This window comes from Burkholderia sp. Bp9140 (assembly GCF_003853425.1).
Classification (GTDB): domain Bacteria; phylum Pseudomonadota; class Gammaproteobacteria; order Burkholderiales; family Burkholderiaceae; genus Burkholderia.
The window spans coordinates 46,362-61,293 of sequence record NZ_QTPQ01000039.1 but is presented as its reverse complement, the minus strand read 5'-3'; the positions used below and the strand labels follow the sequence as shown (position 1 = coordinate 61,293).

Sequence of the window (14,932 nt, the reverse complement as noted above, 5' to 3'; positions counted from 1 at the left end):
ACCGGCTCTCAACTATTGATGTTTAAAACCCGATAGCCTTCAATCGGCGTCGGCGTCAGGCGCGTCGAGGCTGCGCCACATGTACCAGGTCGCGACGGTACGCCACGGCTCCCAGTTGGCGGCCACTTCGCGCGCCTCGCTGCGCGTGACGGGCTCCCCGCTGAAGTAATTGACGCTGATCGCGCGGATCAGGCCCGGATCGTCGAGCGGCAGCACGTCCGGCCGCGACAGGTTGAAGACCAGGAACATCTCGGCCGTCCAGCGACTGATGCCGCGGATCTGCGTGAGTTCCGCGATCACGTCCTCGTCGTCCATCGACGTCCATTTGTCGACGTGCAGCGCGCCGGACACGAAGTGTTGCGCGAGATCGAGAATGTATTCCGTCTTGCGCTTCGACAGTCCGCACGCGATCAGCTTGTCCGCGCCGAGCCGGATGACCGGCTGCGGTGCGAGTTTCGGACACGCATCCTCGATGCGCGCCCACAGCGCCTGCGCGGACGGCACCGAGATCTGCTGGCCGACGACCGAACGCGCGAGCGTGACGAACGGGTCGCCGCGCTTCACGAGATGCGCGGGCCCGAACTTCGGGATCAGCTTCTTCAGGATGCGGTCGCGCTTGACGAGATCGGCGCACGCCTTATCCCAGTATGCGGGACGCACGACGCCATCGGCGCCGTCGGCTGCCGCATCGGATGCACGCACCTTGCGGGCCGCGTCGGCGGCTGCCATCGCGACCTCCGGCTGCGCCGCATCCGCGCCCTTCGCCCGTGCGGGCTTCGCATGACCGTTGAGCGCGCCGTTCGGCACGGCGCGCGTCGCGTCCGCCTTCGCCGCCGGCGCGCGCTTGGCTGCCGGACGCACGGCGACCGGAGTCGCACGCCTGACCGGCGCTTTTCTGGCCGTTGCCATCTTGCCTCCTACCTGACGGATCGGTCAGTGGAACGCACCGCGCTCATACGCGACGCCATTCGGTCGATCCGCCCGGTTTGTCTTCAAGTGCGATGCCGGCGTCGAGCAGTTCCGCCCGAATCCGGTCCGCTTCGGCATAGTCCTTCGCTTGCTTCGCCGCGACGCGCGCGGCGATCTTCGCTTCGATTTCGTCGGCTGCGAGCCCGCCTGCCTGCGCGGCGGCACCGGCGCCCTGCTGCAGGAACGCGCGCGGTTCGCGGCCGAGCAGGCCGAGTAGGCCCGCCAGTTGCTTCAGTTGCCGCGCGAGCGACGCATCGCCCGTGCGATTGACCTCGCCCGCCAGCTCGAACAGCGTCGCCACGGCGACCGGCGTATTGATGTCGTCGTTCATCGCGGCCGCGAAACGCCGCGCATGCGGCTCGTTCCAGTCGAGCGCGAGCGTGTCGGGCTGGACATCCTTCAGCGCCGTGTACAGGCGCGTGAGCGACGCGCGCGCATCGTCGAGATGCACGTCGCTGTAATTGAGCGGCGACCGGTAGTGCGTGCGCACGATGAAGAAGCGCATGACCTCGGCGTCGTACCGCTCGAGCACCTCGCGGATCGTGAAGAAGTTGCCGAGCGATTTCGACATCTTCTCGTTGTCGACCTGCACGAAGCCGTTGTGCATCCAGTAATTGACGAACGTCTGGCCGGTCGCGCCTTCGCTTTGCGCGATCTCGTTCTCGTGGTGCGGGAATTGCAGGTCCTGCCCGCCGCCGTGGATGTCGAAATGCTCGCCGAGCAGCGTGCAGCCCATCGCGGAGCATTCGATGTGCCAGCCCGGCCGGCCCATCCCGTACTTCGATGCCCACGACGCGCCTTCCGGATCTTCCGCCTTCGCGCGCTTCCACAACACGAAATCGAGCGGATCCTGCTTCGCGTCGTTCGCGGCGACGCGTTCGCCCGCGCGCAGGTCGTCGAGCGACTTGCCCGACAGCTTCCCGTAGTTCGCGAACTTGCGCACCGAATAATTGACGTCGCCGTCGGTCGCCTGGTACGCGTAGCCGTTCGCCTCGAGCTGCTCGATCATCCCGAGCATCTGCGGAATGAACTGCGTCGCGCGCGGCTCGATGTCGGGCCGCTGGATGCCGAGCGCGGCTTCATCCTCGTGCATCGCGCCGATGAACCGGTCGGTCAGCGACTTGATCGTCTCGCCGTTCTCGACCGCGCGGCGGATGATCTTGTCCTCGATGTCGGTGATGTTGCGCACGTACGTGACGCGATAGCCGATCGCACGCAGCCAGCGCTGGACGAGGTCGAACACGACCAGCATGCGCGCGTGGCCCACGTGACAATAGTCGTAGACGGTGATCCCGCATACGTACATCCGCACTTCGCCGGACTGGCGCGGCACGAAAACTTGCTTGTCACGCGCGAGCGTGTTGTAGATGCGCAGTGATTCCATAGAGATGAACCGTGAGCCGAAGGAAACCGCCCTGGCGAAGCTCGCCCTGCATGCGAAACGGACGGACCCTCTGCCGCAGCACGACACCGGGCGTCCTCGATATCACATGGGGCGGTCAGGCTGCAAGCACAGCGGTGACGGCCACGAGAGGCAAAGAAAGACTGTCTGCCGCTCGCCGGAACGCGCAGACGTTTTGTTAGAATGGCTCGGAGTATAACATTCCGATTTACGCCTATGAAACCTCATCGCGGCCGCGCGCCGAGCGCTGCGACCCTCGTTGCGACCGCCGTCATGGGCGTCGCGCTAACGCTTTTCGCGGCCCCCTCGGCACATGCGCAAAAGGCCCCGGCCACCGCCGACGGCACGCCCGAAATCGACGCGTCGATCACCGGCAAGCAGTGGAAGCAGGCGCTCGCGCAACTCGACGCGCGCATCGCGGCGAATCCGCACGACGTGCAGGCGCAGTTCAAGCGCGGCACCGTGCTCGCCCGCCTGAACCGCGACGACGACGCGATCCAGCAGTTCGTCGCGATTACGCAGGCCTACCCCGAACTGCCCGAACCGTACAACAACCTCGCTGCGCTCTACGCGAAGCACGGCCGCTACGACGAAGCGCGCAGCGCGCTCGTCACCGCGACGCAATCGAACCCGAGCTACTCGCTCGCGTACGAGAACCTCGGCGACCTCTACCTGCGCCTCGCGGCCGAATCGTACAAGCGCGCGCAATCGCTCGGCCGCACGAGCGGCGCGACCGCGCAGCGCCTCGCCGACCTGCAGAAGATCGTGTCGCCGCCGAAGGCGGCACCGAACGCGCGCACCGTCACGCCGGCCACGCGCGCGTACACCGATCGCGCCGCCGCGAACGTGAGCACCACCACGCTGCCGATGTCGCCGACGTTCCAGTTCAACGGTCCGTCCGGTGCGCTGGCGGCGCCGTACGTCGCGCCGTCGCAGTAAGCGGCGCAACCTTCCTTCCCTCCCAACCTGAGGATCGCAATGAAACGTCTGTTGCTGGCGCTTGGCGGCGCCGCCCTTCTCGCGAGCGCGCCTGCTTTCGCGCAATCGGCTACCGCGCACCCCGTCGTGCAGCTGAAGACCTCGCAGGGCGACATCCGTGTCGAGCTCTACCCGGAGAAAGCGCCGAAAACGGTCGCCAACTTCCTCGATTACGTGAAGGCCGGCCAGTACAACGGCACGATCTTCCATCGCGTGATCAAGGGCTTCATGATCCAGGGCGGCGGCTACAAGAGCAGCTTCGAGGAGAAGCCGACCCGCGCGCCGATCCCGCTGGAAAGCCGCAATGGTCTGAAGAACCTGACGGGCACGATCGCGATGGCGCGTACCAGCGATCCGAACTCGGCCACCGCGCAGTTCTTCATCAACACGGTCGACAACAGCGGCCTCGACTACCCGAACCCGGACGGCAACGGCTATGCGGTGTTCGGCAAGGTCGTGTCGGGCCTCGACGTCGTGAAGAAGATCGAAGGCGTGGCGACGACCTCGCGCGGCCCGATGCAGGACGTGCCGGCCCAGCCGGTCCTGATCGAATCGGCCAGCATCGTCTCGAAATAAGCACCTGCCGGCACGTCCGGCGCCACACGCGGCCGCGTCGCACGACCGGCCGCGTGCCATTTAAACCGCCTTACCGAAGGGATTCATCATGGTTGAACTGCACACGAACCACGGCGTGATCAAGCTCGAGCTGGACGCCGCGAAGGCACCGAAGACGGTCGAGAACTTCCTCAACTACGTGAAGAAGGGCCACTATGACGGCACGGTGTTCCATCGCGTGATCAACGGCTTCATGATTCAAGGCGGCGGCTTCGAACCGGGCCTGAAGCAGAAGCCGACCGACGCGCCGATCGACAACGAAGCGAACAACGGCCTGAAGAACGACAACTACACGATCGCGATGGCGCGTACGAACGATCCGCACTCGGCGACCGCACAGTTCTTCATCAACGTGAACGACAACGACTTCCTGAACCACTCGTCGCCGACGCCGCAGGGCTGGGGCTACGCAGTGTTCGGCAAGGTCGTCGAAGGCCAGGACGTGGTCGACAAGATCAAGGGCGTCAAGACGGGCAACGCGGGCTTCCACCAGGACGTCCCGACCGACGATGTCGTGATCGAAAAGGCCGTGGTGGTCTGACCCACGGTTGTTACGGAGGCACTTCGATGTTGCAGGAGAGTCCGCCGCGAAGCGTCTCCGCGGGCGTGCCGGGCGAGCGCGAATACGCGCAAGCCGCACGCCCGTTCCTGTTTCTCTCCGATCTGCACCTGAGCGAGGCGATTCCGAAGACGGTCGCCGCGTTCGAGCATTTCGTGAAATACACCGCCGACAGCGCCGACTCGGTGTTCATCCTCGGCGACCTGTTTGAATACTGGATCGGCGACGACGTGCTCGACGACGATCCGTTCGCGGCACGCATGGCCGCGCTGATGCATACGTTCTCCGAGCGCGGCATCGCACTCTACGTGATGCACGGCAACCGCGATTTCCTGCTCGGCCGGCGCTTCATGAAGGCGGCCGGCGCGATGCTGCTGCCCGACCCGGCGCTGATCATGGCGTTCGGCCAGCGCATCGTGCTCGCCCACGGCGACGCGCAATGCACGGCCGATCGCGGTTATCAGGTATTTCGCCGGTTTGCCCGCAATCGCGTCGCGCAGGCACTGTTTCTCGCCTGGCCGTTCCGCTGGCGCCGCGCGCTCGCGCAGCGGATGCGCTCGAACAGCGAAGCGGGCCGGATGCGCCCGGTTTCGGCGATCTACGACGTCACGCGTGAAGGCGTGGCCGCGCTGTTCCGGAAGAGCCGCGCCAGCGTGATCATTCACGGCCACACGCATCGCCCCGCGTGCCACGTCGAACCAGGCGGGATTCGCTGGGTACTGCCCGACTGGGATCTCGACCACGGCATGCGGCGCGGTGGCTATCTGCGCGTCGACGCCGAAGGCATCCACGCGATGCCGCTCGACTGACGCGATCGGCGGCGCTGGCGGCAGCGCCGCGTTACGACTGGCGCTCGACCGCCTTGCCTTCCAGCACCGCCGACAGCCTGCGCAGGTCGAGGCGCGCCGCGTCCGCGCCCTGCAACGTTTCCAGATGCGTGCCGAGTCGCTCGAGCGCCGCGACGATCTCGTCGACGCGCCGGCTTTCCTTCGCCGCGTGATCGATCAGCCCGTGAATCGCGAGTGACATCGGGTCGTCCGCGTTCGGTGTGATCCCGTATGCGCAGAACGCGGCGCGCTCGGGCTGCGGCTTCGGTTGCGCCGGCATCACGATGCGCGCCGGATTGCCGACCGCGGTGCCGCCTGCCGGTACCGGCTTCACGACGACCGCGTTCGAACCGATCTTCGCGCCCGCACCGACCGTGAAACCGCCGAGCACCTTCGCGCCCGCGCCGACGATCACGCCGGCCTCGAGCGTCGGATGGCGCTTCGCGCCGCGCGTGAGCGACGTGCCGCCGAGCGTCACGCCCTGATAGATCGTGCAGTCGTCACCGATGATCGCGGTTTCGCCGATCACGACACCCATCCCGTGATCGATGAACACGCGCCGGCCGATCGTCGCGCCCGGGTGAATCTCGATCCCCGTCAGGAAGCGCCCGGCCTGCGACGCGAAACGTGCGAGCCAGTAGCGTTTCGCGCGCCAGCACGCATGCGCGAAACGATGCAGCACGAGCGCGTGCAGCCCCGGATAACAGGTCAGCACTTCCCAGGCACTGCGAGCGGCGGGATCCCGCTCGCGAATCGTCGCAACGTCTTCGCGCAGTCTTGTGAACATGATCTGGTCTGGGCTGGGGGGAAAAGGCCGGCCGTTATCGCGCCGGGTAATTTGCTTATGACGTCCGGCGATTGTAGGGCCACTCGCGCCCGGCCGCACAACGTCGCGCGTTCACCCCGCCGGCGGCGCGGGTATTCGCGCGGGACCCTTGTTGTGACTCGGGCAGCACGATCCGCGTGGATTCGCGCGTGCCGGGGCGCAGCCATCGGACGGCCGATACAACGCGGCCGCGCAGGCGGATATGCAGCAGCACCGAACGCCTGAGCGCCCGGCAGCCGACGGTCCGGCCGCTTACGCGTCGCCGTCAGGCGTACCGGACTTCAGCAGGATGTGCTTCGCGATGCCGCGCAGGATGTTGACTTCCTCGCGCTCGAGACCGGTGCGCGCGAACAGGCGCCGCAACCGCGGCATCAGCTTCTTCGGGTTGCGCGGGTCGAGGAAATCGAGCGCGATCAGCGCGTTCTCGAGGTGCGCGTACATCCGCTCGATCTCGTCGCTCTGCGCAAGCGTGCCGGCCTCGGCCTGCGCCTGGTGCGGCTCGCCCCCCTGCTCCAGGAACGCGACGCGCAGCTCATACGCGAGCACCTGTATGGCCTGCGCGAGGTTCAGCGAGCTGTAGGCCGGATTCGCCGGAATGTGCGCGAGCACGCTGCACTGCTCGACGTGCTCGTTCGCGAGGCCCGTGCGCTCGTTGCCGAACACGAGCGCGATGTCGCCGGTGCCGACCTGCATGCACGCCTGCTCGGCGGCCGCGCGCGGCGCAAGGCGCGGCGGCCCGTATTCGCGCGTGCGCGCGGTCAGCGCGATCGACCAGTGGACGCCGGACAGCGCGTCGCCGAGCGTGGGCACGACATGCGCGGACGCCAGGACGTCGTCGGCGCCACTCGCCATCGCGATCGCCTCGGGGTCGCTCTGCACGTGCGGCACGCGCGGCGCGACCAGCACGAGCCTGGAGAAACCCATCGTCTTCAGCGCGCGAGCGGCCGCGCCGACGTTGCCGGGGTGGCTCGGCTCGACGAGCACGAAACGGGTGGACGTGAAGCCGCCGGACGGCAGCCGGGACATGGCCGCGCCCGGTTCGGACGGCGCGGCGGGGTTCTGCGGAGTTTCCACTACATACGACTCGGCTCATCGGAATGGCAGTATGGTATCGCCTTCGCCCCGGCAAACCCACTCGTCCGGACGGCCAGTGGGGTTTCCCCGCACTCGGGCCACCTGAAACGCTCGAAAATCGGGTAAAATCATGTGTTTACGCGTCGCATCCCGTGCGGCGCGGGTCGTACCCCGCTCTTTGTCAATTCGCGTCTCATCCCGCCCGGCACGTTTGCGCCGTTCCAGGCGGCGTGTTCCACTTCGTGGCGGCCCGTGCCGCCGGCTACAGGATCCAGGCTCATGCATCCCATGCTCAACATTGCTGTCAAGGCTGCGCGCCGCGCCGGACAGATCATCAACCGTGCCTCCCTCGACCTCGACCTGATCGAGATCCGCAAGAAGCAGCAGAACGACTTCGTCACCGAAGTGGACAAGGCCGCCGAAGAGGCGATCATCGAGACGCTGAAGACCGCCTACCCCGACCATGCGATCCTCGCGGAAGAATCGGGCGAATCGGAGAACGAATCCGAATTCAAGTGGATCATCGATCCGCTCGACGGCACGACCAACTTCATCCACGGCTTCCCGTACTACTGCGTGTCGATCGCGCTCGAGCACAAGGGCGTCGTCACGCAGGCCGTCGTCTACGATCCGAACAAGAACGACCTGTTCACGGCCACCCGCGGCCGCGGCGCGTACCTGAACGACCGCCGCATCCGCGTGGGCCGCCGCGACCGCCTGGCAGACGCGCTGGTCGGCACGGGCTTCCCGTTCCGCGAGAAGGACGGCCTCGACGCATACGCGCGACTGTTCACCGAAATGACGCAGGCCTGTACGGGCCTGCGCCGTCCGGGCGCGGCCGCACTCGACCTTGCGAACGTCGCGGCCGGCCGTCTCGACGCGTTCTTCGAGCAAGGCATCAACGTGTGGGACATGGCGGCGGGCAGCCTGCTGATCACCGAAGCCGGCGGCCTCGTCGGCAACTACACGGGCGACGCAGACTTCCTGCATCGCCATGAGATCGTCGCGGCGAACCCGAAGATCTACGCGCAGATGATCCCGATCCTGAACCGCTACAGCCGCCTGCATCCGGCAGCGGAGTAAGCCAGGGCCGCGCCCGTGCGGCGCGGCTTTCGCATCAACCACTCGCCGGCACCGTCACGATGGAGCGCGCGTTGCCTTCCGGTTGTCCGGGAGGCAAGGTAATCTTCTCTACGCAGGGGTTGCTTCAGGCGTCCGTCCCGACATTGCCGAGTGGTCCGGCCTGGGTGTGCCGCCGCGCGTACCGCGCCTACCGCGCTTTCCGATGGCGAATGATCGGCTTCCGGGATGCCCGGGCAGCGCACGCGGCCTGCACGCCGGCCCCCGCCCGTCTCAACACCGCCACGACTTCGTGGCGACCGTATCCGAATATTCATGTTACGGCTAAGCGAACTTAAACTCCCGCTCGACCACCCCGAGAGCGCCCTGGAAGCCGCGATTCGCGCGCGCCTCGAGGAACTTGGCGTGGCGGCAGACGGCCTCCTCCGTTATACGGTGTTCCGCCGTGCGCACGATGCGCGCAAGCGCTCCGACATCAAGCTCACGTATATCGTCGATGTCGAGGTCAAGGACGAAGCGGCCGTGCTTGCACGACTCGCCGGCACGCCGCATTGCGGCGTCACGCCCGACATGGCGTACCACTTCGTCGCAAAGGCGCCCGAGCACGGCGACTTCCTGCGCCCGGTCGTCATCGGCATGGGGCCGTGCGGCCTGTTTGCGGGCCTGATCCTCGCGCAGATGGGTTTCCGCCCCATCATCCTCGAACGCGGCAAGGCCGTGCGCGAGCGCACCAAGGACACCTTCGGCCTGTGGCGCAAGAGCGTCCTCAATCCCGAGTCCAACGTGCAGTTCGGCGAAGGCGGCGCCGGGACGTTTTCCGACGGCAAGCTGTACAGCCAGATCAAGGATCCGCACCACTACGGTCGCAAGGTGCTCGACGAATTCGTCAAGGCCGGCGCACCGGAAGACATCCTGTATCTGAGCCGGCCGCACATCGGCACGTTCCGCCTCGTCAGCATGGTGGAAAAGATGCGCGCGAACATCCACGAACTGGGCGGCGAAGTGCGCTTCGAAACCCGGGTCGAGGACATCGACATCGATCAGGGCAAGGTGCGCTCGCTGAAGCTGTCGAACGGCGAAACGCTCCGCTGCGACCACGTCGTGCTGGCCGTGGGCCACAGCGCGCGCGACACGTTCCAGATGCTGCACGATCGCGGCGTCTACGTCGAAGCGAAGCCGTTCTCGCTGGGTTTCCGGATCGAACATCCGCAAGGGGTGATCGATCGCAGCCGCTTCGGCAAGTTTGCGGGCCACAAGCAACTCGGCGCGGCCGACTACAAGGTGGTCCATCACTGCAGCAACGGACGCGCGGTCTACAGCTTCTGCATGTGCCCGGGCGGCACGGTGGTCGCGGCAACCTCCGAGCCGGGCCGCGTGGTCACCAACGGCATGAGCCAGTATTCCCGCGCCGAGCGCAACGCGAACGCGGGCATCGTCGTCGGCATCACGCCGGAAGACTATCCGGGCGGCCCGCTCGCGGGCATCGCGTTCCAGCGCAAGTGGGAAGAGCGCGCGTTCGAACTCGGCGGCGGCGATTACAGCGCGCCGGGCCAGCTGGTCGGGGATTTCATCGCCGGCCGGCCGTCGACGTCGCTGGGCTCCGTGGTGCCGTCGTACAAGCCGGGCGTGCGCCCGACCGATCTCAGCACCGCGCTCCCCGACTACGTGATCGAAGCCATTCGTGAAGCGCTGCCACAGATCGACAAGAAGATCGCGGGCTTCGCGATGCACGATGCGGTGCTCACCGGCGTGGAGACGCGCACGTCGTCGCCGATCCGCATTCGACGCAAGGACGATTACCAGAGCGTGAACGTCGAAGGGCTGTATCCGGCCGGTGAAGGCGCCGGGTATGCGGGTGGCATCTACTCGGCGGCCATCGACGGTATCGAAGTCGCGCAGGCGGTGGCGCTCGATCTGATGTCGGCGCACGCGTCCTGACTGGCTGGCGAGACTCGGCGCACGAAGGTCCGTGCGCCGGGTGACGCCGGCATTTCAATGCCTGCCCGGGAACGACATCAAATCGCCGTATCGGGCTGACCGCCGCCTATCGCGATCTCCGACAACTGGCCGAACGGCGAACTTCGCGCTTGTGCACCGAAGCCACTGGTAAACTCGGGCAACTCAAGCAACAACTTTACGCCGGATCTATGACCACGCTGTCGCCCGAGGCCTTTGCTGGCCACACTCCGATGATGCAGCAGTACCTGCGCATCAAGGCCGATCACCCCGACACGCTCGTCTTCTACCGGATGGGCGACTTCTACGAGCTGTTCTTCGAAGACGCGGAGAAAGCCGCGCGCCTGCTCGACCTGACCCTCACGCAGCGCGGCGCATCGGCCGGCACGCCGATCAAGATGGCCGGCGTCCCGCATCACGCGGTCGAACAGTATCTGGCGAAGCTCGTGAAGATGGGCGAATCGGTCGCGATCTGCGAGCAGATCGGCGACCCCGCCACGTCGAAGGGGCCGGTCGAGCGCAAGGTCGTGCGCGTCGTCACGCCCGGCACGCTGACCGATGCCGCACTGCTGTCCGACAAGAACGACGTCTACCTGCTCGCGATGTGCACGGGCCACAACAAGCGCGGCGTCGCGGTCAACATCGGCCTCGCGTGGCTGAACCTCGCGAGCGGCGCGCTGCGGCTCGCCGAAATCGAACCCGACCAGCTCGGCGCCGCGCTCGAACGCATCCGCCCGGCCGAGATCCTGACGGCGGACGGCACGACCGACGCGGTGCCCGCGGGCGCCGGCGCGATCAAGCGCGTGCCGGCATGGCACTTCGACATCGCATCGGGCACGCAGCGCCTGTGCGACCAGCTCGACGTCGCCGGCCTCGACGGCTTCGGCGCGCATTCGCTGACGAGCGCGTGCGGCGCCGCGGGCGCGCTGCTACTGTACGCGGCAGCCACGCAGGGCCAGCAACTGCGTCACGTGCGCAGCCTGAAGGTCGAGAACGAAACGGAATACATCGGGCTCGATCCGGCGACCCGCCGCAACCTCGAGCTGACCGAAACGCTGCGCGGCACCGAATCGCCGACGCTGTACTCGCTGCTCGACACCTGCTGCACGACGATGGGCAGCCGCCTGCTGCGTCACTGGCTGCATCATCCGCCGCGCGCGTCGGTCGCCGCGCAGTCGCGCCAGCAAGCGATCGGCGCGCTGCTCGATGCGCCCGCGAACGCGAGCCTCGACGCACTGCGCAGCGCGCTGCGCCAGATCGCCGACGTCGAGCGGATCACCGGGCGCCTCGCACTGCTGTCCGCGCGGCCGCGCGACCTGTCGAGCCTGCGCGATACGTTCGCCGCGCTGCCGGCACTGCGCGAGCGCATCAGCGCGATCGTCGCCAACGCGGATGCGCTCATGCGCGTCGACGCGGCACTCGCGCCGCCCGCCGAATGCCTCGACCTGCTGACGAGCGCGATCGCCCCCGAGCCGGCCGCGATGGTGCGCGACGGCGGCGTGATCGCGCGCGGCTACGACGCGGAACTCGACGAGCTGCGCGACATCTCCGAGAACTGCGGCCAATTCCTGATCGATCTCGAGGCGCGCGAGCGCACCCGCACCGGCATCGCGAACCTGCGCGTCGAATACAACAAGGTGCACGGCTTCTACATCGAGGTCACGCGCGGCCAGACCGACAAGGTACCCGACGACTATCGCCGCCGCCAGACGCTGAAGAACGCCGAGCGCTATATCACGCCCGAACTGAAGACCTTCGAGGACAAGGCGCTGTCCGCGCAGGAGCGCGCGCTGGCCCGCGAGCGCGCGCTGTACGACGGCGTGCTGCAGGCGCTGCTGCCGTTCATCCCCGAGTGCCAGCGCGTCGCGTCGGCGCTCGCGGAGCTCGACGTGCTCGCCGCGTTCGCCGAGCGTGCCCGCACGCTCGACTGGGTCGCCCCCGCCTTCACTGACGAAATCGGCATCGAGATCGAACAGGGTCGCCATCCGGTCGTCGAAGCGCAGGTCGAGCAGTTCATCGCGAACGACTGCCGGTTCGGCGCCGAGCGCAAGCTGCTGCTGATCACCGGCCCGAACATGGGCGGCAAGTCGACGTTCATGCGGCAGACGGCGCTGATCGCGCTGATGGCATACGTCGGCAGCTACGTGCCCGCGAAGTCGGCCTGCTTCGGCCCGATCGACCGCATCTTCACGCGGATCGGCGCGGCCGACGACCTCGCCGGTGGCCGCTCGACCTTCATGGTCGAGATGACCGAAGCCGCCGCGATCCTCAACGACGCGACGCCGCAAAGCCTCGTGCTGATGGACGAAATCGGCCGCGGCACGTCGACGTTCGACGGCCTCGCGCTTGCGTGGGCCATTGCGCGCCACCTGCTGGCGCAAAACGGCTGCTACACGCTGTTCGCGACACACTACTTCGAGCTGACGCAATTGCCGGCCGAATTTCCGCAAGCTGCGAACGTCCACCTGTCGGCCGTCGAGCACGGCCACGGCATCGTGTTCCTGCACGCGGTCAACGAAGGCCCGGCGAACCAGAGCTACGGGCTGCAGGTTGCGCAGCTCGCGGGCGTGCCGGCGCCGGTGATCCGCGCCGCTCGCAAGCATCTCGCGTATCTCGAACAGCAGTCGGCCACGCAGCACACGCCGCAGCTCGACCTGTTCAGCGCGCCGCCCGCCACGGCCGACGAATTCGAATGCGCGGAAGCGCCGGCGCCGTCCGATATCCCGCATCCGGCGCTCGAAAAGCTGCGCGACATCGATCCCGACGACCTCAAGCCGCGCGAAGCACTCGACCTGCTGTACGAGCTGCGCACGCTCCTCCGCTCGCACGATGCCGACGGGCACGCGTAAACGCGTCCCGCCGGGCCGGCCGGCCCGCGCCGCCGCCGCGCTGGTCGCGGCGGTGCTCGTGCTGACGCAGGCCGGCGCGCTGGCGGCGCCGCCCAAGCGTGCCGCCGCACCCTACTCGTTCGCGGTCGTGTCGGGCGTGATCGACGTGCCGGCCGACGAGCCGGCCGCTCAGCGGCTGTTCGAGTCGATCGCGCGCGAGCGCAACCTGGCCTTCGTCGTCTATGCGGGCGACCTCAAGGGTGCGAAGGAAGCGTGCCGCGACTCGCTGTACACGCAGCGCGGCGCGATCCTGGACGCGTCGCGCGTGCCGCTCGTGTTCATTCCCGGCCACGACGACTGGGTGACGTGCAATACGGCGGCCGGCGGTGGCTACGACCCGGTCGAACGCCTGGACTTCCTGCGCCAGACGCTGCTTGCCGACGCAGCGCTGCCCGACCCCGGCGCGCTGCAGATCACGCGCGAAAGCGAAGTCGCGCGGTTCCGGCCCTATCGCGAAAACGCGCGCTGGATGCACGACGACGTCGTCTACGTCGCGCTGAACGCACCGGCGCCGAACAACCATTACCTGACGGCCGGCGGCCGCAACGGCGAATTCGAGGACCGCATCATCGCGAACGGCTTCTGGATCGACCATGCGGCCGAATATGCGAAGCGGCGCGAAGCGCGCGCAATGGTGGTGATTTTCGAAGGCGATCCGCAATTCGATCGCTATGAGCGCGCCGAACGCTTTGCATGGCTGCGCTTCAACCGGCCGCGCGTCCGCGACGGCTTCCGTGAGCTGAAACGAACGCTGGTGAAGGCGGCAGCGACTTTCCGCGGCCCGATCCTGGTGATGCACGCGAGCAGCGAGCCGCTTGCGAACGGCTTCCTGATCGATCGCCCGCTGCATGCGGACGACGGTGTGCTGGTGGGAAATGTGACGCGCGTCGCGATCGGACCGCGTCATCCGGCGAATCAATGGGTGAAGGTCAGCGTGTCGCCGGCCCGTCAGACGATCTTCAATGTCAGCTTGCAGGACGTCCCGAAGAACCTGCCGATCCCGCCCACGCTGCCGGCCGTGCCGCGTGACGATGTCCCGCTGCCGCAGATGCCCGAAATCCCGGCCTTGCCGGCACTGCCCGACTCGTCGTCGGTCGCGCCGCCGCTGCAGGGCGACGGCACGACGCCGGGCGGCGCCTCGTGGCCCGCGCCGCCCCCTGCTTCAGGGCCGGCGCCGGGCCTGCCTGCCAGTTCAGTGCAGGGTACGCCCTGACGGCGTGTCGCCGTCCTCGTCTTCGTCCTCGTCTTCGTCGACGATTTCGAGGCCTTCCGCGCCGTGCGCGTGCTCATGCTCGATCTCGTCCTCGGTCGCTTCGCGAACGTCCTTGACCGTGAGCGCGAAACGCAGCGCCATGCCCGCGAGCGGGTGGTTGCCGTCGAGCACGACCTTGTCTTCGGCGACGTCGGTGACCGTGTAGATCAGCGAATCCACTTCCTCGTCGCCGTCTTCCGGCGTGCCTTCGAACTGCATGCCCACTTCGAGCGGCTCGGGAAAACGGTCGCGCGGCTCGATTTTCACGAGTTCGGGATCGTAGTCGCCGAACGCGTCCTGCGGCTCGAGCTGAATCTGCGCCTGGTAACCGGGCTCGTGGCCGTCGAGCTGTTCCTCGATCTTGGGGAACGTGCCATCATAGCCGCCGTGCAGATAGACCATCGGCTCGTCACTTTCCTCGATCAGATTGCCTTGCGCATCCGACAGCTTGTAAGTGACCGACACGACGGTGTTTTTTGCGATTTTCATCCAATTCTCCCAAATAC

13 protein-coding genes are annotated in these 14,932 nt (G+C 67.2%); 8 read left to right on the top strand and 5 right to left on the bottom strand.

What is annotated here, in order from left to right; all coding sequences use genetic code 11:
• Nucleotides 1–39: 39 nt before the first annotated feature.
• On the bottom strand, nucleotides 40–909 hold the full coding sequence (locus tag DIE21_RS28390; protein ID WP_124500782.1) for a DNA-3-methyladenine glycosylase: 870 nt from the start codon (nucleotides 907–909) through the stop codon (nucleotides 40–42).
• Nucleotides 910–952: 43 nt separating this feature from the next.
• Nucleotides 953–2,353: a cysteine--tRNA ligase gene (gene cysS, locus DIE21_RS28385; protein ID WP_124500781.1), complete on the bottom strand. Its 1,401-nt coding sequence runs from the start codon at nucleotides 2,351–2,353 to the stop codon at nucleotides 953–955.
• 234 nt (nucleotides 2,354–2,587) lie between these two features.
• On the opposite strand from cysS, the gene DIE21_RS28375 reads away from it, so the two are divergent.
• The 4 genes from DIE21_RS28375 to DIE21_RS28360 all read left to right on the top strand — a co-directional run bounded on the left by DIE21_RS28375 (nucleotide 2,588) and on the right by DIE21_RS28360 (nucleotide 5,332).
• Entirely contained in the window at nucleotides 2,588–3,310 is a 723-nt protein-coding gene (locus tag DIE21_RS28375; protein WP_185640709.1) for a tetratricopeptide repeat protein, read from the top strand.
• 39 nt (nucleotides 3,311–3,349) lie between these two features.
• Complete coding sequence (locus DIE21_RS28370; RefSeq protein WP_124500780.1) at nucleotides 3,350–3,925, top strand: peptidylprolyl isomerase; 576 nt, start codon at nucleotides 3,350–3,352, stop codon at nucleotides 3,923–3,925.
• Nucleotides 3,926–4,013: 88 nt separating this feature from the next.
• Complete coding sequence (locus DIE21_RS28365; protein WP_006483987.1) at nucleotides 4,014–4,505, top strand: peptidylprolyl isomerase; 492 nt, start codon at nucleotides 4,014–4,016, stop codon at nucleotides 4,503–4,505.
• Nucleotides 4,506–4,531: 26 nt separating this feature from the next.
• The gene (locus DIE21_RS28360) at nucleotides 4,532–5,332 is read left to right on the top strand and encodes a UDP-2,3-diacylglucosamine diphosphatase (protein ID WP_124500779.1); all 801 of its coding nucleotides are present in this window, start codon (nucleotides 4,532–4,534) and stop codon (nucleotides 5,330–5,332) included.
• 31 nt (nucleotides 5,333–5,363) lie between these two features.
• Here the strand turns inward: DIE21_RS28360 and cysE are convergent, their stop codons facing one another.
• Complete coding sequence (gene cysE, locus DIE21_RS28355) at nucleotides 5,364–6,137, bottom strand: serine O-acetyltransferase (protein WP_072437251.1); 774 nt, start codon at nucleotides 6,135–6,137, stop codon at nucleotides 5,364–5,366.
• A gap of 291 nt (nucleotides 6,138–6,428) precedes the next feature.
• On the bottom strand, nucleotides 6,429–7,250 hold the full coding sequence (locus DIE21_RS28350; RefSeq protein WP_124500778.1) for an RNA methyltransferase: 822 nt from the start codon (nucleotides 7,248–7,250) through the stop codon (nucleotides 6,429–6,431).
• Between the two features lie 279 nt (nucleotides 7,251–7,529).
• Here DIE21_RS28350 and DIE21_RS28345 point away from each other — a divergent pair, with 279 nt between their 5' ends.
• The 4 genes from DIE21_RS28345 to DIE21_RS28330 all read left to right on the top strand — a co-directional run bounded on the left by DIE21_RS28345 (nucleotide 7,530) and on the right by DIE21_RS28330 (nucleotide 14,387).
• Entirely contained in the window at nucleotides 7,530–8,333 is an 804-nt protein-coding gene (locus DIE21_RS28345; RefSeq protein WP_124500777.1) for an inositol monophosphatase family protein, read from the top strand.
• Between the two features lie 312 nt (nucleotides 8,334–8,645).
• Nucleotides 8,646–10,268, top strand: a complete 1,623-nt coding sequence (locus tag DIE21_RS28340) for an NAD(P)/FAD-dependent oxidoreductase (RefSeq protein WP_124500776.1) — start codon at nucleotides 8,646–8,648, stop codon at nucleotides 10,266–10,268.
• Between the two features lie 209 nt (nucleotides 10,269–10,477).
• Nucleotides 10,478–13,135 carry a DNA mismatch repair protein MutS gene (gene mutS / locus DIE21_RS28335; protein WP_124500775.1) on the top strand — a complete coding sequence of 886 codons (2,658 nt, stop codon included), beginning with the start codon at nucleotides 10,478–10,480 and terminating at the stop codon, nucleotides 13,133–13,135.
• A complete protein-coding gene (locus DIE21_RS28330; RefSeq protein ID WP_124500774.1) occupies nucleotides 13,116–14,387 on the top strand; it encodes a hypothetical protein in 1,272 nt (423 codons plus the stop codon). The genes mutS and DIE21_RS28330 overlap by 20 nt, the downstream gene beginning before the upstream one ends.
• Here the strand turns inward: DIE21_RS28330 and DIE21_RS28325 are convergent.
• Nucleotides 14,367–14,915, bottom strand: a complete 549-nt coding sequence (locus DIE21_RS28325) for a peptidylprolyl isomerase (RefSeq protein WP_124500773.1) — start codon at nucleotides 14,913–14,915, stop codon at nucleotides 14,367–14,369. The genes DIE21_RS28330 and DIE21_RS28325 overlap by 21 nt on opposite strands.
• Between the last annotated feature and the right edge of the window lie 17 nt (nucleotides 14,916–14,932).